Here is a 24,185-nt window from a genome sequence, read left to right as displayed (position 1 = left end):
GCGACACTAGCGCCGACGCCACCAGCAGAGGAACCGAGCGCCAATGTGACCCCAGTACCAACGCCACCAGCAGAGGAACCGAGCACCAACGTGACCCCAGCACCAATGCCGCCAGCAGAGGAACCAAGCACCAGCGTGACCCCAGCGCCAACGCCGCCAGCAGAGGGACCGAGCACCAACGTGACCCCAGCACCAACGCCACCAGCAGAGGAACCAAGTGCCAATACGGCTCCAGCACCTAATACTCCGAAGCCTTTTGAGTATAGAGTCTTAAATTTGACTTTGGAGTTGGCAGAAGCTCAAGTGGATGACCTAGAAGTGGCTGTCACGGAAGGGAAAACCCCTAGTTCAATTGCCTCTTTCAAGGAGGAATCCTCTAAACTGAAATCCCGTCTTGCAACGCTTGTTAATAAGGTAAAAGAAATCAAGGCTGCACCTGAGACTACAGATCAGTCGACAATTGATAGCTTGGCTCAAGAAGCGCAAGAGTTAGTTAATCGCACCAAGAACTTGTCTGAGGTTTTAGTAAGTCAGGCAGACAAATCGCCATTACAAACTGCTATGGCAGCATTGGCAGAGCAAGTAAAAACAGCCAAAGCTCTTGACTTAAGCGATAAGACGCCAAGTAGCCAACAGGCCTTGGCTGATGAAATTCGCAAAATACAAGCAACACTCCAGAATGCTCAGTCAGTAGTGAAGGATTCTGAAGCAACAGATGTTGATGTAGACGCGATGACTCGGTCAGTAGAGAACCAAGCCAAATCCTTGGAAGCTGCCGTCAAGGCTCTCCAATCTAAGGCAGATACACAGGCGCTAGCAGCAGCTTTGACTTTACTAGATGCGCCTGTTGATACAGATCAGAAGACACCGCAAAGTATTGCGGATTACCAACATGCGCTAGATTTATTGAGAGACAGTCTAGAAGCTGCTCGTGCTCAAGCGCAATCTATCTTAGCGGACCCAGATGTTAAGCAGGAACAAGTGGATAAGGCCTTGGTAGCAGTAAATGAAGTGCAGGATAAACTCGATCAAGCCAAAGCTTTGCTGCGACAACAAGCAGATAAGTCCGCCTTAGAGAAAGCCAAAAATAATCTGGAACAAGCGATTCAAAAACCAGTTGTAACAGATCAGAAACGACCAAAGACCGTTCAAACTTACCAAGCAGCAAAAGACCTTGCCGTGCAATTGAGCCAAGAAGCCGCTCAACTATTAAAAGATCTTAACGCGAGTCCGGAAGCGGTTTTGGCAAGTACGGAAAAACTCAACAAGGCTTTCCAACAGTTAGAATTAGCGGAAGCGGGTATTTTGGATCTTGTTGACAAGGCAGACTTACAACGAGCGCTAACTCAGTTGAATCTACCAGTTGACACGACAGGTAAAACACTGCGCAGTGTGAATAATTTCAGCCAGGCACTTACAGGGCATCAAGCTACTATTGATGAAGCAAAAGCCAAGGCTCAAGCTTTGATAGCCAATCAAGATGCCACACCAGAAGAAGTAGCTTCCGAAATCAAGGCTGTGGAAGCCGCTCAAGCGCTGAAAGACCAAGCGCAAGCTCTCTTAATGGACCGCGCAAATAAAGAAGCACTTGGCCAACAGGTTGAGGCAGCACAAGAAGTTGTCGCCAATCGTTATACGCCAGCTAGCTTCCAGAAAGTTGCTGACCAGCTCAAAGCTACTCAGTCCGTTTTAGAAGATGACGATAGCAGCCAAGAAGCGGTTGACCAAGCGACTCAAGCCCTTCGAGAGGCCTTAGCGCAATTGGAGCAGGTAGAACCTAAATATACAACTGTTAATGTTGAAGCACCTGCATCTGATTTATCTCGGGTCGTCACCGTGCGTTATCAGTTAGAAGACCCTAACCAACTTTACCGGGGAGGCAAGGTACAAGTCTTCCAGGGGGATCGTCTAGTTAAGACAGTCCCAATCCAAAATTTGATCGCAAATATTGATGGGTTGGATTATCATGTGTCTTATCGTCTCCATACTGTGATGGATTATGAGAACCAGCAAGGTGCTCAGTCGAAAGATCAGTTAGAGGATCAAGCAATAGAGTTAGATTTGAAGAAGATTGAGCTCAAACAAATCAAGGGTGTGCAGCTCTTCCATCGACAAGCTGACGGTAGTCATCAGTTGGTGGCTAGTTTGAGTCAGGTTCCATCTGATTTAAATAATTATTATGTTAAAGTACAGTCTGACCGCTTCAAGGATGTCTATTTGCCAGTTGCTTCTATTGAGACAGTTAGTCATGAGGGTCAGTCTTATTATCAAGTGACTACCCAGGCTCCTGAGCTAGTACAAAATCAAGGCGGCTCAAGTGACTATCACCAAGGCTATCAATTCCTAGTTGGTCAAGAACGTCCAGCGGATGGGAATGTGCATTATAGCTTTAAGAGCTTGCTTGAGGCTATACGCCAAAACCCAGCTGGAGACTACATACTGGGTGCCAACCTATCAGCGTCCGAGGTCAGCTTAGCAGCCGACGCGACCGCCTATTTTGTGGGAACCTTCACTGGGACTCTATCCGGCCAGACTGCAGACGGCGCGCAACATGCTATCTATAATTTGGTTGCACCACTCTTTGATCAGTTAAACCAAGCGACTATCAAGCATTTAGACCTTAAACAAGTGGCCATTGAATCAGGTAATTCTATGGCTGCGCTAGCCAAGCGGGCGACCAATTCGATAATCAGTGATGTGGCAGTTTCTGGGCGTGTGTCAGGGGCGACCAATGTAGCAGGTATCGTTCATACCGTAGTGGGTGGTAGCAGGCTTGAGAATGTTCGATTCCAAGGTGAGATTAGCCAAAGCGACCAGCCTAACCAGGCCCAAGAAGTGGGCGGTTTAGTAGGTTTGCTCGAACAATCCAGCGTTACCAACGCTTATGTCGATGCCAAACTGAACGTAAATCTAAACGCACAAAGTGCTCGCGCAGGCGTAGCCTTTGGTCGAGTTGTGTCCAGCCAAGGCAAGGCAGTAGTCAAGAATGTCCTTGTCAAAGGAAGCCTTACTAATACAGGCTCTACCGTTCAAGGTCGAAGCGGGGGACAAGTAGGTGGGGTTGTTGGCTCTACTTGGATGAATGGGCATTTAGAAAACATTATTTCAGACGTGGCAGTCACTAACGGCTACCGTGTCTACGGGGATAATGGCGCTATTTCAGAGGGCTATATCCGAAATGATCAAGTGGCCTGGAAGGTGACTGAACGCGTAACCGGTGTGGAAGAACCAGGCTTTAACCCTGCTAAGGCTAGTCAGGCTGATGTGGACAAATTAGCTAGTCAACTAGAAGCGGCCGGTGGGGTCCTGACAGATACTCCTGCGAGCTCTTATGTCGATCAAATCAACCAACAAGCAACCGATTATAGTCGTTTGGCTAATTATCAAGCTGATCGTGCTCAGGCCTATGCCAACATGGAGAAACTCCTGCCATTCTATAATAAGGAGCAAATTGTTAAGTATGGGAACTTAGTGGCGCCAGACAGCAAGTTGGCGACTCAAGTGCTCTTGGCGGTTACGCCAATGCAAGGTAATGCTTTTGTGACGGACTACAACCAAGCAATGGACCGGATTATGTTGCACTTTGCTGATAAATCAGTGCAATACTTGGCCTTAGGTGCGAAATCTGAGTTCAAACAAACAGGCGTAGTTGAGTATCAACTAGAGGATTCAGGTCTCATCTATACACCTAACCAAGTGTTGAAATCAGTAGATGATATTATGAATGCGGTCCTAGATATCATGAAAGAGACGGGTTTATCATCTGATGCTGTTTGGCAAGCCGCAGGTGTCAATAGTCTCTACACAGATGTAAGTGCCAGAGTCAAAAATGACCGTCGCACCGCCTTAGAGAACAAACTTGGCCGACAAGCGACTGAGGACGAAATTGTAGAAGATTTAGAAGTCTATCGTCGTGAACAACGTGCCTATCAGATTGAGACGCTCTTCTTCAATGCGACCTTTGGTGCCTTCCAAGATACGTTAGCCAATGACTTGGTGAAGATTATTCGTCAGGAGGCCAACTACCTAGGAGATAATGAGCAGGCGCGTGCTGCTTTAATCCAGAAACTCAAGGATAATCGTGGCGCCCTGCTTTTAGGTCTGGCATATCTCCAAGACCACTACCGTATTAATTTTGGAGAACATAACCTAGGGGAGATTGCCACCTATCAGTCAGACTTCTTCGGTAATCAAAAGAGCATTATTGATAAGCTGATTAGTATTGGAAGTCAGGGTGTTCAAACCTTGCGTTCTAAGAATAGCGCCAAGACATACAGCAGAATCTTAAGTGCTGACAGCAAATTACCAACGGTTCTTGATTATCTAACTTATTTCCGCGAGTTATGGACCAAGTTTGATCAATACGAATGGTTCCGAGATGCAACTAAGGCTAATATTACCATGGAGGAACGTCCGTCTCTTGAAGAAGGGCTAAATAAATCTCCTTATAAGGTCTACGATCGTTTATCTGTGCCGGATTATCGTGATTACATCTTGCCTTTACTCAACCTTAAGAAGAGTCGAATTTTCTTAGTATCCAATGTTTTATCGCTAACCTTGGGGTCGACAGATCGTCGTCCTTACCTAGCGCCAGAAGAGTTTGACAAACGCGTTAAGACTTTAGCTGATCGTCAGCAAATGCACGTTGATACCTGGTATCGTGTAGCCTTACCAACTGTCAAAGAGCGCATGGCTCGTAGAAATGCTATGCTAATCTGGGATGGTTATGCTAATGGCAAGAACGGTGGTTGGTATGATAGGCTAGGCAATGACACCTCCAATCGGCCAGTTAAATATCCATCTATGGGTATTAAGGAATTCTTTGGTCGAATCGATCGTTTCTATGAAAACAATGGAGCTGGAGCATATGCTGACACTAGCAATGGTGTGTATTTTGTCTTCACAGATATTTTATCCGACTACGTTGGAACGTCCCACTATACCCATGAGCTAGTCCATAATATGGAAAAATCAGTCTATCTTGGTGGAAACAGCTGGCGTCCGGAGGAAGTCTGGGAAGAATATGCTCAAGGGCTCTTGCAGTCACCTGAGGGACCAGAGTATGATCATATTGGGCTTAATACTTCCTTTGACTGGAGTGACAAAACTGACCGCTTCTATAATGCAACACCATCACGCTTCCAGTCTGCAGATGATTGGGGTCAATATGTCCACCGTCTCTTCGATATTCTCTACTTGCTAGACTATGCTGAGGCCAAAGCAGTCCTAGAAAAGGGTCCAGATGCCATGAAACAATGGTTCAACCGCTTCATTAATGTGCCGAATGGGCCTAACCATGTCAATAATAAGGTAGTGGAGATTAGTGATGAAGAGTGGACAAGCTTTAATATCCAGTCGATTGATGACTTCATTGATCGTAGCTTAGCGCCAAAACGCTACTTCCGCAATGGTTTTGAGACGGATCGCAACTCTTATGAACGAGTTAATATGTTCAATCCAATGTATGGGACAGGCCAAAATGATAAGGGCTCACCAGGTGGTTGGTGGTTCAAACGAATGGCTTGGGAACTGATGGGTTATAAGGGTTATAAAGATGGTTTTATCCCTTATGCTTCCAACCAATTAGAACGCCAAGCTAGAGCGGATGGCCAGACCCTAAATGATAACTATATTATCCAGAAGATTTCTAACGGCGACTTCCAAGATCTTAATGCCTTTAAGAAGGCTATGTTCAAGGAGCGTCTGGATAAGGTAGCTAATGGGGCAACATTGCGTCCAATTACAGTCCGTGAACGCCAAGTAAGCACCTTGGCGGATATTGAAGCGCTGATGAAGGAAGCAGTTGACAGAGTGCTATCAGCTCGTCAAACAGGTAATATGCGGAATGATGTCTATAACTTGAAGCGCGAAATTTACCTTCAACTCTTCAAGGCCTCTGATGATTTCCGTCAATCTATTTTTGCCAACGAATAGAAAGCAGAAAACAGCAGCTAAGGCTGCTGTTTTTTGTAGTTTGGATGGAATAAAATAGTCTCCCTTGCGTTTTAAGGGCAAAAGGAGTATCATATAGACAAAAGTTATTTTAGAGACAATAGTCTAGAAGGGCGGTGCCTATGTTAACGCCTAATGAAGCCAAGGTGCTTGCCTTGATTGAGGAAGACCCTTTCCGCACCCAGCAAGAATTGGCGACATTGATGGGAATTAGTCGGTCAACTGTGGCCAGTCTAATCTCCTCTCTGATGCAGAAACATCAGCTACGCGGACGAGCTTATATTTTGAATGAGGCGCGGCGAATTTATTGCATCGGTGGGATGAATATCGACCGTAAATTTCGTCTAACCGGCGCAATGCAGCTCGGTACTAGTAACCCTGTCACCTCAACTCTCAGTGTGGGCGGCGTAGTCCGCAATGTAGCTGAGAATTTAGGACGATTAGGTCAATCAGTTCAATTGCTGTCAGTAGCGGGAATGGATCAGGATTACGATTGGATTAAGCAGCAAACTCAGGCCTATGTGGATATGAGCCAAATCACTCAGATTCCAGAGGCAGCAACGTCAACCTACAGTGCTATTTTGGATGAGTCCGGGGATATGCAATTGGCGCTAGCCGATATGGCGATTGCCGACCAGATGGATTTAGATTGGATTAGTCAATTTGCTCCACGGCTTAAACTAGCAGATTACCTGATTCTGGATTTGAACTTGCCTCTAGAAACCGTGACTTATTTGATTCAACTTGCAAAAGCTGAATCAATTCCGCTTGCCATTATCCCGGTCAGTGGGCCCAAGATGAGCCATTTGCCAGAAGATTTGAGTGGCGTTAGTTGGCTCGTTGTCAATGAGGATGAATCCATCAGTCGCTTTGGCAATTTGCCTGCTTCAGACTTAGTGGATGCCTGGTTGGCAACTGGTGTCTTGCAAGTGGTCATGACCAGAGGGACACGTAGTAGTTTCTATGGACATCAGGATGGCATCCGCCAGGAAGTCCAGCCTCTCCTAGCGCAAAATGTAGTAGATGTAACGGGGGCAGGTGATGCCTTCTCTGCTGGCCTTCTCTATGGCCAGTTGACAGGGCATGATGCTAAGACATCTATTTATTATGGGATGGCCAATTCCTATCATACGGTTCAAGTCAAGCAAACCGTTCGACTCAATCTCTCTGCTAGCCAGTTGGAGAGTGACTATCAGACATTAAAAGAAAGAGGTTTAGCCTAAGATGAAAAACTTATTATCTATTAGTAAAGAAGTACAACACGCTTTAGATCACAACTTACCTGTTGTCGCTTTAGAATCTACCATCATTTCTCATGGGATGCCATATCCGCAGAACGTTCAAATGGCTAAAACAGTAGAACAAATTATTCGCGATAATGGCGCCGTTCCAGCAACAATCGCCATCATGGATGGTCAGTTTAAGATTGGTTTAGAAGAAGCTGATCTAGAACGTTTGGCTAGCGAGAAGCCGGTTGCTAAGGTATCTCGCCGTGACTTGGCAGAAGTCTTCGCCAAAGGCATCTTAGGGGCTACTACAGTCGCAACGACCATGATTGGGGCGCATTTAGCGGGCATCAAGGTCTTCGTTACTGGCGGGATTGGTGGTGTGCACCGCGGTGTAGAAGAAACCATGGATATTTCTGCGGACTTAGACGAATTAGGTCAAACACCAGTGACGGTCGTTTGCGCGGGCGCCAAAGCTATTTTGGATTTACCAAGAACTTTGGAATATTTGGAAACCAAAGGGGTGCCTGTAGTGGGCTACCAAACGGATTACCTACCTGCCTTCTACACACGGACTTCAGAATACAAGCTCAACAGTCGCGCAGACAAGCCAGAAGAAATTGCGGCCATGATGGACTACTCTGAAGCGCTTGGCCTTAAGGGTGGGATTTTGGTGACGAATCCAATTCCTGCTGAGCACGAAATTCCACATGAAAAAATTGATGCCATTATCGATGCGGCTGTAAAAGAAGCAGATGAGAAAGGGATTCGAGGCAAAGATAGCACGCCATTCCTATTAGCTAAGATTGTTGAATTAACAGATGGAGCTAGCTTAAATACTAATATTCAATTAGTTTATAATAACGCCAAGTTAGGGGCGAAGATTGCTAAAGCCTATCAAGAACGTTAAGCTTATTTATGGCAGCCGGGACATCTAGTCCCGGCTTTTTGTATATGATGTTAGTGGGAATAGAGTGATGCTGGGCATGATTTTATGTTGATTGGTCGATAGATAACTAGAAGGTCTTGACTTTTCTACTAGATATCGTATAATAAAATCACAAACAGTTGAATGATTGTTCAAACGATATGGAAGAGGGGTTAAGATGTGCTCTCATCATCACAATTCTCATGCACATTCGCATCAGCATCAGCACCATGACCATGCTCATGACCGCGTTCATGCATTTAGTTGGGCAGTTTTTGCCTATATGCTTGGTCTCCTTGCTTTCATTACAGGGCTTCTTCTAGGGCAAGGTTCCCTACTGGCTAATGTGCTCTATAGCTTGACGGTAATCCTGTCTGGCTATCATGTCCTAAGTGAAGGTTTGTTAGAGACTTGGCAGGCTAGCTACAAAGCGCGCCGTTTTTGTCCGAATACTCACTTGCTAATGGGGCTGGCGGCTATGGGTGCTATGCTTATTGGGCAATTCCAAGAAGCAGCCTTGCTAATTTTGATATTTGCTGGTGCTCATTTTCTGGAGGACTATGCAGAAGCTAAATCTAAGAAGGAAATGACCAGTCTCTTGGCTATGCAGCCGCAAGAAGCGCGCCTTTTGGCGGAAGATGGAAGCGTGACGATTGTGGCAGTGCAAGACTTAATGGTTGGTAATCGAGTGCAAGTATTGAATGGCGACCAAATCCCCATTGATGGCAAAATTGTGAGTGGTCAGGCGGTCGTTAATGAAGCCATGATTAATGGTGAGAGTATGCCGCAAGAAAAAAGCGTAGGGGATTCAGTCTATGCCGCTACCCTCAATGGTAATAGCAGCTTTGTCATGCAAGTAACAAGGTTGGCAGATCAAACTACTTTTGCCAAAATCCTTGGTTTAGTCAGGGAGGCGCAGGCAAAGCAAAGTCCGGTTGCGACCCGAATTCAGCGTTTGGAGCCGCTCTATGTTAAGGGGGCACTCCTCTTCACGGCTTTATATGCGCTTTTGATGGCGTTAGGGACTTCGCTTTCATTACATGAAGTAGCCTATCGAACACTGATTATGCTCATTGCCCTTTCGCCTTGTGCTTTAGCAGCCAGTGCCATTCCGGCTACCTTATCAGCTTTATCGAATCTGGCTAAGCAAGGGGTGCTGGTCAAGGGTGGAAGCCACCTCCATCAAGTCTCGGGACTTGGAGCCATCGCTTTTGACAAGACGGGGACCCTAACCCAGGGTAGACCTCAGGTGACGGACGCCATCTTATCGGCTGAAGCTGAGAAACTATTGGCTGTCTGGGTGTCCATGGAGCGTCAAGCTAATCATCCTCTAGCGCAGGCCATTGTGTCTCATTATGCTAGTTTGCCTGTTCTAGATATAGAGGTAAGCAATAAAATGGGGCAGGGTCTCTATGCTGATTATCAAGGTCACAGCTATCAGGTGGCTAAGCCGACTGCCTTTGAAGCGGTGGAGCCAGACTACGATCGGCAATGTCGAGAATGGGAAGGACAGGGCAAGACGGTGGTCTATTTGGCTCAAAACCAAGAAGTCATAGGGGCGATGGCCCTAATGGATATTGCCAAAGATGACGCCCGCCAAACCTTGGACTACTTTAAGCAAGTCGGTGTTAAAACCGTCATGTTAACAGGGGATTCCGAGTTAACGGGGCAGGCTATTGGCCAGCAACTAGGAATCCAATCTGTTCAAGCCCAAGTTATGCCTGACCAGAAGGCAGAAGAAATCCGTAAGTTAATGGACAAACACGAGATGGTAGCTATGGTGGGAGATGGCGTCAATGATGCGCCTGCCTTAGCTAGTGCTAGTCTGGGGATTGCGATGGGGCAAGGGACGGATGTAGCCATGGAAACGGCGGATGTGATTCTCGTTCGAGATCAACTTCAGTCTCTGTCTTATCTGCATCGCCTTGCCAAGAAGCATGACCGGATTATCTGGCAGAATATTGGCTTTTCCATGCTAGTTGTGTTAGCCTTAGTTATAATGAATGTCGGCCAAGTTTCCAATATTGCCCTAAGTGTAGTGGGGCACGAAGGATCAACCCTTCTAGTGATATTAAACGGGTTACGACTTCTAGTCCCCTTATCATCACGAAGTGAATCATAATGTATGACGAACAAGTAATTGAAGAGCTAGCACAATTTTTTAAGGCGGTAGCAGATGTTTCCAGGCTCAAGCTTTTGCTACATTTAATGAAGCAAGAAGCCAATGTGAATGAATTAGCTGAGGCGACTGGCTTAACTCTTTCGGGGGTCTCCCACCAACTTAAACTTTTGAAGTTAATGAAGTTGGTTAAGGCTAGTAAACAAGGTAAGTATGTCTATTATAGTTTGGACGACGACCACGTTAAACACATTATCACAGACTCTCTGACGCATTTGTCTGAGGATCGTTCTGAATAGCGGACAGGCGGCTTTGGCTGCCTGTTTTTTCGTTGCAACCAGAGATGCGAACGTTCTATTGAGAAAAGTTAACGATTTTCGCCTTAGGCATTCTGTTAGTCTTGGACTTATGCTATAATGGGTAAAATTTTAGAAAGAGATGGTGAACAAATGACTGTCAAGACAAGCTTCTTAGGGAAACCCTTAGCCAATCCCCTCATGAATGCATCAGGGGTCCACTGTATGACGGTGGCCGAGATGGATGAGTTAGCACAAAGTGCGGCTGGAGCCTTCGTAACCAAGACGGCAACGCGGGACTATCGAGCAGGCAATCCCCAACCGCGTTATGTGGATGTGCCTCTGGGCAGCATTAACTCCATGGGCTTACCCAATGAAGGATTAGCTTATTACCTAGACTATTGCTTAGCGCGCCAGGATCAACAACCCCTACAATTCTTGTCGGTAGTAGGTCTAAGCTACGATGAGATTGTTGAGAACCTGCGTACTATAGAGGCTAGCGCCTATCAAGGCGTGACAGAATTCAACTTGTCTTGTCCTAATGTTCCGGGCAAGCCTCAAATCGCCTATGACTTTGAATTGACAGAGCGACTCTTAACAGAAGTCTTTTCTTTCTTCGCTAAACCGCTAGGGCTTAAGTTGCCGCCTTACTTCGACATTGCTCATTTTGACCAGATGGCAGCTATCCTTAATCGTTTTCCGCTGACCTATGTTAACTGCGTCAACTCCATTGGCAATGGTCTCTATATTGATGTAGATAAGGAGCAAGTGGTGATAAAACCCAAGGGAGGTTTCGGGGGTCTAGGTGGAGACTACATTAAGCCAACAGCCTTGGCTAACGTGCGGGCCTTCCATCAACGACTCAATCCATCTATTAAGATTATTGGCACCGGGGGTGTCAGAACCGGTCAGGATGTTTTTGAACATATTCTTTGTGGGGCTAGTTTAGTTCAGGTAGGGACGGCCCTTCACCAAGAAGGCGTAGGCATCTTTGAGCGTCTGGTCGCTGAGCTGGAGGCTATTATGGAAGCAAAGGGCTATAAGAGCTTAGATGATTTCAGGGGTAAATTACGTGAGATTGACTAAGTTTAGTAGATAAACAATCACCGAGCCCTTTGCTCTGCAGAGGGCTCGATGCTTGGGTTTAAGAGGCTAGTCCCCCTTGACAAAAGGACTTGAAATCCGTATAATATTCAGATGCAAGAGTATGCACTTTAGAAAGTAAATGCGGCTTGAAATCTTGTCCAAGCCGGTGTTTGAGGCCTAAACAACATGTAACGTCACTCCGATGAGTTGGTTCTGTTGTCTTTTTTTTGCGCTTCAAAGACCGAAAAATGTCATTTGTTAACAATTATTAATAATTGTAACCTTAATGTAAAGTGGTGTTCTTAGATTATATTATAGGGGTGAATCGCTTGAGTCATATCGTGAAATACGGTAAAAAAGCTGAGCGTCGAAGCTATGCGCGTATCGACGAAGTCTTAGAGTTGCCGAACTTGATTGAAATCCAAACGGATTCCTACAAATGGTTCTTGGATGAAGGGCTAAAAGTGATGTTCGAGGACATTTCGCCGATTGTCGATCATTCGGAGAACTTGGAACTTCATTTTGTAGACTATGAGTTCAAGGAAGCTAAGTATAGCTTAGAAGAAGCTCGTAGCCATGACGCTAACTACTCAAAACCAATCTATGTAACCTTGCGCCTGTTCAACAAAGAGACAGGTGAAGTCAAAGAACAAGAAGTCTTCTTCGGGGACTTCCCAATCATGACCGAAATGGGGACCTTCATTATCAACGGGGCGGAACGGGTTATCGTTTCCCAGTTGGTGCGTTCTCCTGGTGTCTATTTCCACGACCGTATGGACAAGAAAGGCCGCCACAGCTATACTTCTACGGTTATTCCTAACCGTGGGGCTTGGTTGGAATTTGAATCAGATGCTAAGGGGATTGCCTATGTCCGTATCGACCGGACCCGGAAGATTCCATTGACTGTCTTGATGCGTGCCTTAGGTTTTGGTTCAGATGACGAGATTTATGATATCTTCGGCCAATCTGAGCTCTTAGACTTAACTATCGAGAAGGATGTTCACAAAAATATTCAAGATTCTCGTACGGAAGAAGCCTTGAAGGACATTTACGAGCGTCTTCGTCCAGGTGAACCTAAGACCGCAGAAAGCTCACGTAACCTCTTGGTTGCGCGCTTCTTCGACCCACGTCGCTATGATCTAGCACCTGTAGGTCGTTACAAGATCAATAAAAAACTCCACCTCAAGAACCGTTTGATTGGCTTGACCTTGGCAGAAACCTTGGTTAACCCAGAAACAGGCGAAGTGCTCTTTGAAGAAGGAACGGTCTTGGATCAAGAACGCGTTCAAGCTTTGATCCCTCATTTAGAGTCTGGCTTGAATAAGGTGACCCTCTATCCTTCTGAAGATAGTGTGGTAGCTCAACCAATCGATTTACAAATCATCAAAGTTTATTCACCTAAGAACCCAGAGCAAGTGATTAACTTAATCGGCAACGGGAATATTGAGAAGATTAAGTGCTTGACGCCAGCTGACATTATTGCGTCAATGAACTACTATCTCTACTTAGACCAAGGAATTGGTGTTACAGACGATATCGACCACTTGGCTAACCGTCGTATCCGTTCAGTCGGTGAATTATTGCAAAATCAATTCCGTATCGGGCTATCCCGGATGGAACGGGTAGTGCGTGAGCGTATGTCTCTCCAAGACGTTGCGACCATCACGCCACAACAATTAATTAACATTCGTCCAGTGGTAGCGGCTATTAAGGAATTCTTCGGTTCCTCCCAGTTGTCACAATTCATGGACCAAGTTAACCCACTCGGGGAATTGACCCACAAACGTCGTCTATCAGCCTTAGGGCCTGGTGGTTTGACGCGGGACCGTGCCGGCTATGAAGTGCGGGACGTTCACTACTCTCACTACGGTCGTATGTGTCCAATCGAGACGCCAGAAGGTCCTAACATCGGGTTGATTAACAGCTTGTCTTCTTATGCGAAGATTAACAAGTATGGTTTTATTGAGACGCCTTACCGTAAAGTGGACAAATCGGTTACGCCACACCGTGTCACGACCGAAATTGACTACCTAGCAGCGGACGAGGAAGACTTGTATGTAGTAGCCCAAGCCAACTCTAAACTCAATGAGGACGGAACCTTCGCGAAAGACCTAGTTATGGCGCGTTTCCGTTCACAAAACATTGAGGTTAACGTTGACCAAGTAGACTACATGGACGTGTCACCAAAACAAGTTGTCGCTGTCGCGACTGCTAGCATTCCGTTCTTGGAAAACGACGACTCCAACCGGGCCTTGATGGGTGCCAACATGCAACGTCAAGCTGTGCCACTTATTAATCCGCAATCCCCACTGATTGGGACTGGGATGGAATATAAGGCAGCGCACGACTCAGGGGCTGCGCTCTTATGTAAACGCGCCGGTGAAGTGGTTTATGTCGATGCTAACAAGGTTCGCGTACGTACACCAGAAGGTGAAGTTGACGAATACCGTCTAACTAAGTTTGCGCGTTCTAACGCAGGGACCTGCTACAACCAACGTCCAATCGTAGAATTAGGCGACCAAGTTGATGCTTTAGAAATCTTAGCAGATGGTCCATCTATGCAAAATGGGGAAATGGCCCTCGGTCAGAACCCATTGGTAGCCTTCATGACTTGGGAAGGGTATAACTATGAGGACGCGGTTATCATGTCTGAGCGTCTAGTCAAAGATGATGTATATACCTCTATCCACATTGAAGAATATGAATCAGAGTCCCGTGACACCAAGTTAGGGCCTGAAGAAATTACACGCGAAATTCCAAACGTGTCCGAAGATGCCCTCAAGTACTTGGACAAAGACGGGATTATCTGTATCGGTGCGGAAGTAAAAGACGGCGATATCTTAGTTGGTAAGGTAACACCAAAAGGTGTGACCGAGTTGTCTGCAGAAGAGCGCTTGCTCCACGCTATCTTCGGTGAGAAGGCGCGTGAAGTACGTGATACTTCCTTGCGTGTGCCACACGGCGGGGGCGGGATTGTCCACGACGTTAAAATCTTCACCCGCGAAGCTGGCGACGAATTGGCACCAGGTGTCAACAAGCTGGTCCGCGTTTACATCGTACAAAAACGTAAAATTAACGAAGGGGATAAGATGGCCGGTCGTCACGGTAACAAAGGGGTTGTCTCCCTTATCATGCCGGAAGAAGATATGCCATTCTTACCAGATGGTACCCCAGTTGATATCATGTTGAACCCGTTAGGGGTTCCATCCCGTATGAACATCGGGCAAGTCCTAGAGTTACACTTGGGGATGGCTGCTCGCGAAATGGGCATCAAGATTGCAACACCTGTCTTTGACGGTGCTAGTGAAGAAGATGTCTGGGCAACAGTTAAGGAAGCTGGCTTAGAAGCTGACGCTAAGACTATCTTATATGATGGTCGAACCGGTGAACCATTTGACCGTAAAGTCTCTGTTGGGGTTATGTACATGATTAAGTTGGCCCACATGGTCGACGACAAGTTGCACGCTCGTTCAACAGGTCCATACTCTCTGGTTACCCAACAACCATTGGGTGGTAAAGCTCAATTTGGTGGGCAACGTTTCGGGGAGATGGAAGTTTGGGCCTTGGAAGCTTATGGTGCCGCTTATACCCTGCAAGAAATCTTAACCTACAAGTCTGACGACGTAGTCGGCCGGGTGAAAACCTACGAAGCTATCGTCAAAGGTCAACCAATTCCACGTCCTGGTGTACCGGAATCCTTCCGCGTCCTTGTTAAGGAATTGCAAGCCCTAGGCTTGGATCTCAAGGTCTTGGATGAACATGATCAAGAAATCGAATTACGCGATGACGACGATGAGGATGAAGTAATCAACTTCAATGCCCTCGACCGCTATAAGGCTGATCAAATGGCTCACCATCATGCAGCAGAAGCCGAAGATGAAGGTGAAGAACCAAAGGCTGAGATCAACCTTGACGAACAGGCAATCGCAGAAGACTTGATCGATTCAGCGGTTGAAGACGAACTCGATTCATTAGACTAAGTTTTAGGAGCCCCTAGCCTAGCTCTTTAGGTAGGCTAGGCAGGCAATCCTAACAGAACAATACAAAAGAAAGAGGAGGTCAGCCCTTTGATCGATGTAAATAATTTTGAAGCGATGCAAATTGGCCTAGCGTCTCCAGAAAAAATTCGGAGTTGGTCCTATGGTGAGGTCAAAAAACCTGAAACTATCAACTACCGGACGCTAAAACCAGAAAAAGACGGCTTATTCTGCGAGCGCATCTTTGGTCCAACTAAGGACTGGGAATGTAGCTGTGGAAAGCTCAAACGAATTCGCTATAAGGGTCGGGTCTGCGACCGTTGTGGCGTCGAAGTAACGCGTGCCAAAGTCCGTCGCGAACGGATGGGGCATATTGAGTTGGCAGCGCCTGTCACTCACGTATGGTACTTCAAAGGAATCCCAAGCCGGATGGGCTTGGTCTTGGACATGAGCCCACGACTCTTGGAAGAAGTTATCTACTTCGCTTCATATGTTGTAATCGACAGCGGTGACACCCCATTAGAACGCAAGTCTCTCTTGACTGAGATGGAATACCGTGAGAAAAAACGCGAATACGGTGACCGTTTCTATGCTAAAATGGGGGCAGAAGCCATCAAGGAATTATTGGATGCTGTTGATTTAGAAGCAGAATGTGCGGAATTGAAGGAAGTGCTCAAGACCGCTACAGGTCAAAAACGGATGCGGGCGATTCGTCGCTTGGACATCTTAGATGCCTTCCGTTTATCAGGCAACAAGCCATCTTGGATGGTCTTGGATGTACTGCCTGTTATCCCACCAGATATTCGTCCTATGGTCCAATTAGAAGGTGGCCGGTTTGCAACAAGTGACTTGAACGATCTCTATCGTCGAGTAATCAACCGTAACAACCGTCTCAAACGTCTCTTGGACTTGGGCGCACCAAACATTATCGTTCAAAACGAAAAACGTATGTTACAAGAAGCGGTCGATGCCTTAATCGATAACGGTCGTCGTGGCCGTGCCGTAACAGGTCCAGGTAACCGCGCCCTCAAGTCTCTCTCTCACATGTTGAAAGGGAAGCAAGGTCGTTTCCGTCAAAACCTTTTAGGGAAACGGGTCGACTACTCTGGTCGTTCGGTAATTGTCGTGGGGCCAAACCTCAAGATGTACCAATGTGGGTTGCCAAAAGAAATGGCCATCGAACTCTTCAAGCCTTTCGTTATGAAAGAATTGGTGGAACGTGGTATTGCTGGCAACATTAAGAATGCTAAACGCATGATCGAAACACAAGATACAGCCATCTGGCCAGTAATTGAAGAAGTTATCAAGGAACACCCAGTTCTCCTAAACCGGGCACCTACGCTCCACCGTTTGGGGATCCAAGCCTTCGAACCAACCTTGGTTGAGGGTCGGGCAATCCGTTTGCACCCACTGGTCTGTGAAGCCTACAACGCCGACTTTGACGGTGACCAAATGGCCGTTCACGTACCATTGTCTGAAGAAGCTCAAGCTGAAGCGCGCTTGCTCATGTTAGCGGCACAAAACATCTTGAACCCTAAAGATGGTAAGCCAGTTGTTACCCCATCTCAGGACATGGTCTTGGGGAACTACTACCTGACCTTGGAAGAGGCAGGGCGTATTGGTGAAGGTTTGGTTGTAAGTGATGTCTCTGAAGCAGAGATTGCTTACCAGAACGGTTACGTTCACCTCCACACTCGGATTGCGATTCCTGCTAAAGCTTTAGTTGGTAAGCCATTCACTGATTGGCAAAAGGAACGTCTCATGGTAACGACCGTTGGGAAATTGCTCTTCAACGAAATCATGCCACCAGAGTTCCCTTACCTCAATGAGCCTTCACACGAGAACTTAACTGAGAAGACACCAGATAAGTACTTCTTAGAAGCTGGGGTAAATGTACCAGAAGCGATTGCGGCGATGGACTTAGTCCCACCATTTAAGAAGAAAGACTTAGGGCGCATTATCGCGCAAGTCTTCAAACGTTTCAAGATTACCGAAACCTCTGTTATGTTGGACCGCATGAAGAACTTGGGTTACAAGTTCTCAACTCGTGCCGGGATTACTGTAGGGGCGGCCGACGTATTACGTCTGGAATCTAAGGGTGAAATCTTAGAGAAAGCCCACAGCCGTGTTGACAACATTACCAAGCAATACCGTCGTGGTTTGATTACAGACGACGAGCGTTACGAATCCGTTATTCGGACATGGGAACAAGCTAAGGATCAAATTCAAGAAGAATTGCGTAAGTCCTTGCCACGCTTGAACCCAATCGCGATGATGTCTGACTCCGGGGCCCGTGGTAACATCTCTAACTTTACCCAGTTAGCTGGGATGCGGGGGAACATGGCGGCGCCATCTGGTCGAATCATTGAATTGCCTATCACCTCTAACTTCCGTGAGGGTTTGTCTGTCTTGGAAATGTTTATCTCGACCCACGGGGCGCGTAAAGGGATGACCGATACGGCCTTGAAGACCGCCGACTCTGGTTACTTAACTCGTCGTTTGGTTGACGTGGCGCAAGATGTCATCATCCGTGAAGACGACTGTGGTACCGACCGTGGTATGACGGTTCGTGCCATTATGGATGGTAACTCCGTCATTGAATCTCTGGAAGAACGTTTGATTGGGCGTTACGCACGTAAAACGGTTCGTCACCCAGAAACAGGCCAAGTATTAGTAGAAGCTAACCACATTATTACGGAAGACATGGCAGATGCCATCGTGGCAGCAGGGATTGAAGAAGTAACCATTCGTTCAGTCTTCACCTGTGATACCAACCACGGGGTATGTAAGAAGTGTTATGGTCGCAACTTAGCGACTGGTTCTGAAGTGGAAGTCGGCGAAGCAGTGGGTACCATTGCCGCTCAATCCATCGGGGAACCTGGTACCCAGCTGACCATGCGTACCTTCCACACCGGTGGGGTTGCGGGTGGTGGCGATATCACCCAAGGTTTGCCACGTATTCAAGAAATCTTCGAAGCTCGTCATCCAAAAGGGCAAGCAACGATTACTGAAGTGGCCGGGATTATTGAATCAATTGTTGAGAAAGAATCCGACCGTAGCCGTGACATCACAGTTAAGGGCGTGACGGATACCCGTACTTACAATGTGCCTTACACTTCCCGTCTCAAGGTTGCGGAAGGCGACAGCGTAGAACGTGGTCAAGCCTTAACTGAAGGTTCAATCGATCCTAAGGAATTACTCCGCGTAACCGATGTCTTGACCGTAGAAAACTACTTGCTCCGCGAGGTTCAAGCAGTATACCGTGGTCAAGGGGTAGAAATCGGCGACAAACACGTCGAAGTAATGGTTCGTCAAATGTTGCGTAAGGTTCGTGTTATGGACCCTGCTTCAACTGACATCTTGCCAGGTGCCTTACTGGATATCTCAGACTTCGCCAAGGCCAACACCAACGCTATTCAAGCCGGTGAAGTGCCAGCGACAGCTCGCCCAGTCCTCATGGGGATTACCAAGGCTGCCTTGGAAACTAAGTCCTTCATCTCTGCTGCATCCTTCCAAGAGACAACTCGTGTCTTGACTGATGCTGCTATCCGTGGTAAGAAAGACGCTCTCCTTGGTCTTAAGGAGAACGTTACAATTGGTAAGTTGATTCCAGCCGGGACCGGGATGACCCGTTACCGTAAGTTGGAAACCAACATTCAACCACCTGTTGTCGAAGCGGAAGACGAAGACATTGAATTAGAAAATCAAGCACCTGCTAAGGCCTAGACCTTCAAGTGCTAAGCCAATAGGCTGGGAATCTTCCCAGCCTATTTTTGTATTGGAAAGGGCCTGAATTTTCCCTAGGAAATCGAGTTTTAGAGACAGGATGTTGTCCGAAAGATAGTGGAACCGATTCTCTAAAAGTTCCAAAAACACGCAACATTATACGGACGATCAGGCAGAAAAATGGCCTAATTTTCGAGTATGTCAGTGTTATTTTGCTAGTGATATGCTATAATAGAGGCAAAGGGAGGTGCTCACATGGTAACAAAAGAGCTGATTCAACAACGCACTGTTTTCCTAAGTACCCTTTGTCGAGATTTGGAGCAGGAGCCCTGGGTGAGAGGTATTTTTCTGGCTGGCCATGCGCTTCAAGATCAGGATGATCCCTGCTCGGATATTGATCTTCGCTTAATTGTCATCGACAAAAAAGCCAAACGCCAAGTCTATGAATGGTTGGCGACCTGGTCACCTGATTTGCTCTTTATTGAAGAGCTAAACGATGTCAATGCCTCCTTTTACTTTGAACATTTTATCAAGTTGAAAGTGCTGGCCTATTATGCTTCAGAACTTGAGCCAAGCATCTGGTTCAAACAAATTCAAGTCATTTGGGACCCGGAAGGCATGATTGAACCGATGCGACAATCTTCCTTGGCCTTGGAATTGTCAGTCAATCAGGCCATGATTGACTACTATCTGACCAAGTACTACGCCCACCTCCATACCTTATGCAGAGGTATGATGCGAGGCGAGATTAACTACTGCATGCAATGTATCTTGATGATGCGCAATATTCTGTCGGCCCTCTGGTGCCTAGAAAAAGGCCACTTGCCCAACGATATTGGCGACTGGTCTCGCTATGAAGGTGCCCGCTCAGTTCTCAGCCAATCCCAACAGCAATGGATGCAGAAGGTGATTTCGCTAGACAAGCAGTCGGTCCGTCATTTCTGCCTGGATGCTAATCAACAAATCAAACAGGTCTTGGTACGATTTGGTTATGATACCCACCAGTTTGACCGGCTGACCCTCCATGTCTTGGAAGAGACTCACTAATTGGCTTATTCTCTTACGCCCACCTAGCTTGCTAGGCCAATCGGATGCCCCCGTATTGGTCTGCAAGCTAGGTGGTTTACTTGTCTCCCGCTATTTTTGTCTGCTTAGGTGAAAAAGTCATGACATTTAGGCTTTTTTCAGGTACAATAAAGACGTATGGGCTTTTTTGATAAGAGCCGTCAAGATAGCACTAGGAGGAAATTAAATGACTGAACAACATCAAGATGTCCAGGCTGAACTTAACGACCAGCTTTTGGTTCGTCGTGAGAAAATGGCTCAAATGGCAGAAGCGGGTGTGAACCCTTTTGCAGCGGGCTTTAGCCGGGATCATTTATCTGCCCAAATCTTGCACGAATACAGTGAGATTGACAAAGAAACCTTAGAAGAAAAGAAAATCCCTGTTCGTGTGGCAGGCCGTATGGTCTCCAAACGTGGTAAGGGTAAGGCTGGTTTTGCCCATCTCTTAGACATGGATGGCAAGATTCAAATTTACGTCCGCCAAGATTCAGTAGGTGAAGATAGTTACCAATGGTTTAAGGCCGCAGACTTGGGCGACATTGTCGGCGTTGTCGGCTATGTCTTCAAGACCAATACAGGTGAGCTTTCGGTCTTCGCCCAAGAATTCCATCCCCTAACCAAGGCTTTACGTCCTCTGCCAGATAAATACCATGGCTTAACCAATGTAGAGCAACGTTACCGCCAACGTTACTTGGACCTTATTAGTAACGAAGAAAGCCGCGAACGCTTTATCTTGCGTTCTAAGATTGTGCGCGAAATCCGCCGTTTCTTAGACGACCAAGGTTACTTGGAAGTTGAAACACCAGTTCTGCATACCATCGCGGGTGGGGCAACCGCTCGTCCATTCGTAACCCACCACAATGCCTTGGATATGGAGCTCTATCTCCGCATCGCGACTGAGTTGCACCTCAAACGCTTGGTAGTTGGTGGGATTGAGAAGGTTTATGAGTTAGGGCGGATCTTCCGTAATGAAGGGATTGATACCACCCACAACCCAGAATTTACCACTATCGAATGTTATACGGCTTACCAAGTTTATACAGATGTCATGGACTTGATTGAAGGCATGCTGAAGAAGGTAGCTGAGCGTGTCCTCAACAAGACTAGCTTGGAGTATCACGGTCACACTATTGAGTTAGGTCAACCTTGGGCTCGTCGCCATATGGTAGACTTGATTAAAGAAGTTACAGGTGTGGACTTCTGGCAAGCCATGGACTTCGACCAAGCCAAAGCTTTGGCTAAGGAACATGGCGTGGAACTCAACGACCACGATACTACTGTGGGTCATGTCATCAATGCCTTCTTCGAAGAGCACTGTGAAGATAAGTGTATCCAACCAACCTTCGTTTACGGCCACCCAGTGGAAGTATCGCCATTGGCACGTAAGAACGAAGAAGACCCACGCTTCACTGACCGTTTCGAGCTCTTTATTGTAGGGAAAGAATACGCCAACGCCTTCACAGAGTTGAGTGATCCAATTGATCAACGCCAACGTTTTGAAGCGCAAATGGAAGAAAAGAACAAAGGGAACGATGAAGCTCAGCCAATGGATGATGAGTTCATTGAAGCGCTAGAATATGGGATGCCTCCAACTGGTGGTTGGGGCTTAGGGATTGACCGTCTGGTAATGCTCTTCACGGGCGCTACTGCTATCCGCGACGTCCTCCTCTTCCCAACTATGCGCCACCATTCATAAAACAAGTGTATCAAAAGAGGACTTATATAGAAGTCCTCTTTTTTACTTGAAGTAAGAGGGCGGTTAACGAATATACTTGGAAATTAGCGCTATAAACACGATAGTTAGGATCTTTACCCGCACTCAAGAATACCCTTACAAAAAATAGTTGACACGAGTCAAAAATACGTGTAAAATGAATTCGTAGACAATTGTTAGCGTTTTCTGTTTTAAGGAGGAGTATTGATGAAGGATACATTATTTCATCAACGGTTAAGAGAAAAAGGATTCTTAATCTTAACCCATCGTGGTATGAGAGGAGGAAACATCCCTGAAAATACGATAAAGTCTACTCAGTTGGCCTATCAGTTAGGTTCAGATTTAGTAGAAGTTGATATTGCCCGTTCTAAAGATGGGGTCTACTATTTGTTCCATCATAACAACGAGAAAAGATTACTGGGGGTAGAAAATGGCACATTAGAAAAATTGACTAGCGCTGAGATTGATGCACTCGCTTATTTGAATGGGATTGGTGATGATTCGGGATATCATCTAGAGAAGCTGAGTGATTTTCTTGCTTGGTTGCCAGCTGATGGGCTGGTAAACATTGACCGTTCATGGTTTTATTGGGACGACCCAGCTTTTATGAGACTATTTGTAGATACACAAACACTAGATCGCGTATTCTTCAAAAGTCCACTAGAAGATGAACTGTTGGATAAGTTGAATTCGCATAGACTCGATGTGTTTTACATGCCGATTTTACGCGAACAAATGGACATGTCCTATTTTGATGCTTATCCTTATGTTCATTGTATTGGAGCGGAGTTATTGCCGACAGAGGAAAATTCACCTCTGCTTGCTGCTGATTGGCGATCTTCGCTCCGTGAAGCTGGATACCTAGTGTTACTTAACGGTATTAATATTGGAGTAAGACACAATCTTTTTTATCAATTTGACGAGGACCAAGCCGTTCTCAATCCATCAGAGGGATGGGGACATATTGTGGCACATCGTCCAGATGTTATTCAAACAGACTGGCCATTTCTGCTCGCAGCTTATCGCCAGAACTGCCAAAAATAAGGAGGATTAAAATGTTTAAGAAGTTAAAGATGTTGTTTGCTGGGTTAGCAGTATTCTCAACGGTTGCAAGTGTTACTGCAGTTCAAGCTGAAGCAGACAAGTCGCAAGAGCTCGTTGTTTACTCGAATGCAGTATCTAGCGGACGTGGCGATTGGTTAATTGAAAAAGCTGCAGAAGCAGGTTTTAAAATTAAAATTGTTGAAGTTCCCGGTGGGGAGATTGCTGATAGATTAATTGGGGAAAAAAATAATTCAATTGCAGATGTAACTTTTGGCTTAAATGTTATCGAATATAATAAGCTTAAAAAAGAAGATGTTTTGAAACCATATAAGCCGGCTTGGGCAGATGAAGTAACTGAGGGGCTCGCAGACCCAGACGGAAACTATTGGCCAATTACGGTCGTGCCATTGGTTTTGATGGGGAATGAATCGCAAACTATGCCGAAAGACTGGACTGATTTAACAGATCCTAAGTATAAAGATCAGTACGGGATTTTTGCTCTCTCAGGTGGGACGCCAAAAATGATTTTGGCTAGTATCCTAGCGCGTTACGCAGACAAAGATGGTGAGCTTGGAGTATCAGAAGAAGGATGGGAAGTAGTTAAGAAATATATTCAAAATGCCCATATCTATACTGAAGGGGAAGATCACCGCACCGCCATTATTGAAGGTAAGTACAAGTACGGTCAAATGTGGGGGAACGGCTTACTTCAACTAGAGAAAGAACGCAACGTTAAAATGCAATTTATGCAACCAGAAATCGGGATGCCTTTCGTTTCTGAACATTTAGGGATTGTTAAAAACTCTAAGAAAGCAGAATTAGCTGAGGAATTCATCAATTGGTTCGGTAGCGCCGAAACACAATTGGCTTGGAGCAATCAATTCGGTACAATTCCTGCGAATAAGAAGGCTTTGGAAAAAGCTCCAGATTACGTTAAAGAGTTTGCTTCAAAGACTAAACAACAAGATATTGACTGGGAATTTGTTGGTCAACACATTGACCAATGGGTAGAAAAGGTTACCCTAGAATTTATCCAATAATCAACGTTTAGG

General features: G+C 46.2%; 12 protein-coding genes. All 12 read left to right on the top strand.

The genetic code is table 11. From position 1 onward, the window contains the following. The first annotated feature begins 45 nt into the window (after positions 1–45). The 12 genes from HMPREF3093_RS09040 to HMPREF3093_RS08985 all read left to right on the top strand — a co-directional run bounded on the left by HMPREF3093_RS09040 (position 46) and on the right by HMPREF3093_RS08985 (position 24,173). Entirely contained in the window at positions 46–5,934 is a 5,889-nt protein-coding gene (locus tag HMPREF3093_RS09040) for a ZmpA/ZmpB/ZmpC family metallo-endopeptidase (protein WP_218970175.1), read from the top strand. 140 nt (positions 5,935–6,074) lie between these two features. Next, complete coding sequence (locus tag HMPREF3093_RS09035) at positions 6,075–7,175, top strand: PfkB family carbohydrate kinase (protein ID WP_070756711.1); 1,101 nt, start codon at positions 6,075–6,077, stop codon at positions 7,173–7,175. Between the two features lies 1 nt (position 7,176). After that, positions 7,177–8,088 (top strand): pseudouridine-5'-phosphate glycosidase, encoded by a 912-nt coding sequence (locus HMPREF3093_RS09030; RefSeq protein WP_070756709.1) that lies wholly within the window; start codon positions 7,177–7,179, stop codon positions 8,086–8,088. 196 nt (positions 8,089–8,284) lie between these two features. Continuing rightward, positions 8,285–10,228: a heavy metal translocating P-type ATPase gene (locus HMPREF3093_RS09025; protein WP_070756707.1), complete on the top strand. Its 1,944-nt coding sequence runs from the start codon at positions 8,285–8,287 to the stop codon at positions 10,226–10,228. Further along, positions 10,228–10,524 (top strand): ArsR/SmtB family transcription factor, encoded by a 297-nt coding sequence (locus HMPREF3093_RS09020; protein ID WP_070756705.1) that lies wholly within the window; start codon positions 10,228–10,230, stop codon positions 10,522–10,524. The genes HMPREF3093_RS09025 and HMPREF3093_RS09020 overlap by 1 nt, the downstream gene beginning before the upstream one ends. Before the next feature lie 150 nt (positions 10,525–10,674). Beyond that, on the top strand, positions 10,675–11,607 hold the full coding sequence (locus tag HMPREF3093_RS09015; protein WP_070756783.1) for a dihydroorotate oxidase: 933 nt from the start codon (positions 10,675–10,677) through the stop codon (positions 11,605–11,607). A 320-nt stretch (positions 11,608–11,927) separates the two neighbouring features. Further along, positions 11,928–15,587, top strand: a complete 3,660-nt coding sequence (gene rpoB, locus HMPREF3093_RS09010) for a DNA-directed RNA polymerase subunit beta (protein WP_143227701.1) — start codon at positions 11,928–11,930, stop codon at positions 15,585–15,587. An 87-nt stretch (positions 15,588–15,674) separates the two neighbouring features. Continuing rightward, the gene (gene rpoC / locus HMPREF3093_RS09005) at positions 15,675–19,310 is read left to right on the top strand and encodes a DNA-directed RNA polymerase subunit beta' (RefSeq protein ID WP_070756701.1); all 3,636 of its coding nucleotides are present in this window, start codon (positions 15,675–15,677) and stop codon (positions 19,308–19,310) included. 255 nt (positions 19,311–19,565) lie between these two features. Beyond that, positions 19,566–20,357: a hypothetical protein gene (locus HMPREF3093_RS09000; RefSeq protein WP_070756698.1), complete on the top strand. Its 792-nt coding sequence runs from the start codon at positions 19,566–19,568 to the stop codon at positions 20,355–20,357. 205 nt (positions 20,358–20,562) lie between these two features. Beyond that, entirely contained in the window at positions 20,563–22,071 is a 1,509-nt protein-coding gene (lysS, locus tag HMPREF3093_RS08995) for a lysine--tRNA ligase (protein ID WP_070756696.1), read from the top strand. A gap of 225 nt (positions 22,072–22,296) precedes the next feature. Beyond that, positions 22,297–23,133: a glycerophosphodiester phosphodiesterase family protein gene (locus tag HMPREF3093_RS08990; protein ID WP_070756694.1), complete on the top strand. Its 837-nt coding sequence runs from the start codon at positions 22,297–22,299 to the stop codon at positions 23,131–23,133. Positions 23,134–23,144: 11 nt separating this feature from the next. Further along, positions 23,145–24,173 (top strand): extracellular solute-binding protein, encoded by a 1,029-nt coding sequence (locus HMPREF3093_RS08985; protein ID WP_023392505.1) that lies wholly within the window; start codon positions 23,145–23,147, stop codon positions 24,171–24,173. Positions 24,174–24,185 lie beyond the last annotated feature (12 nt).

Source organism: Abiotrophia sp. HMSC24B09 (assembly GCF_001815865.1).
Lineage (GTDB): Bacteria > Bacillota > Bacilli > Lactobacillales > Aerococcaceae > Abiotrophia.
Note: the sequence above shows the minus strand (reverse complement) of the source record. Positions and strands in the feature narration are given on the sequence as shown.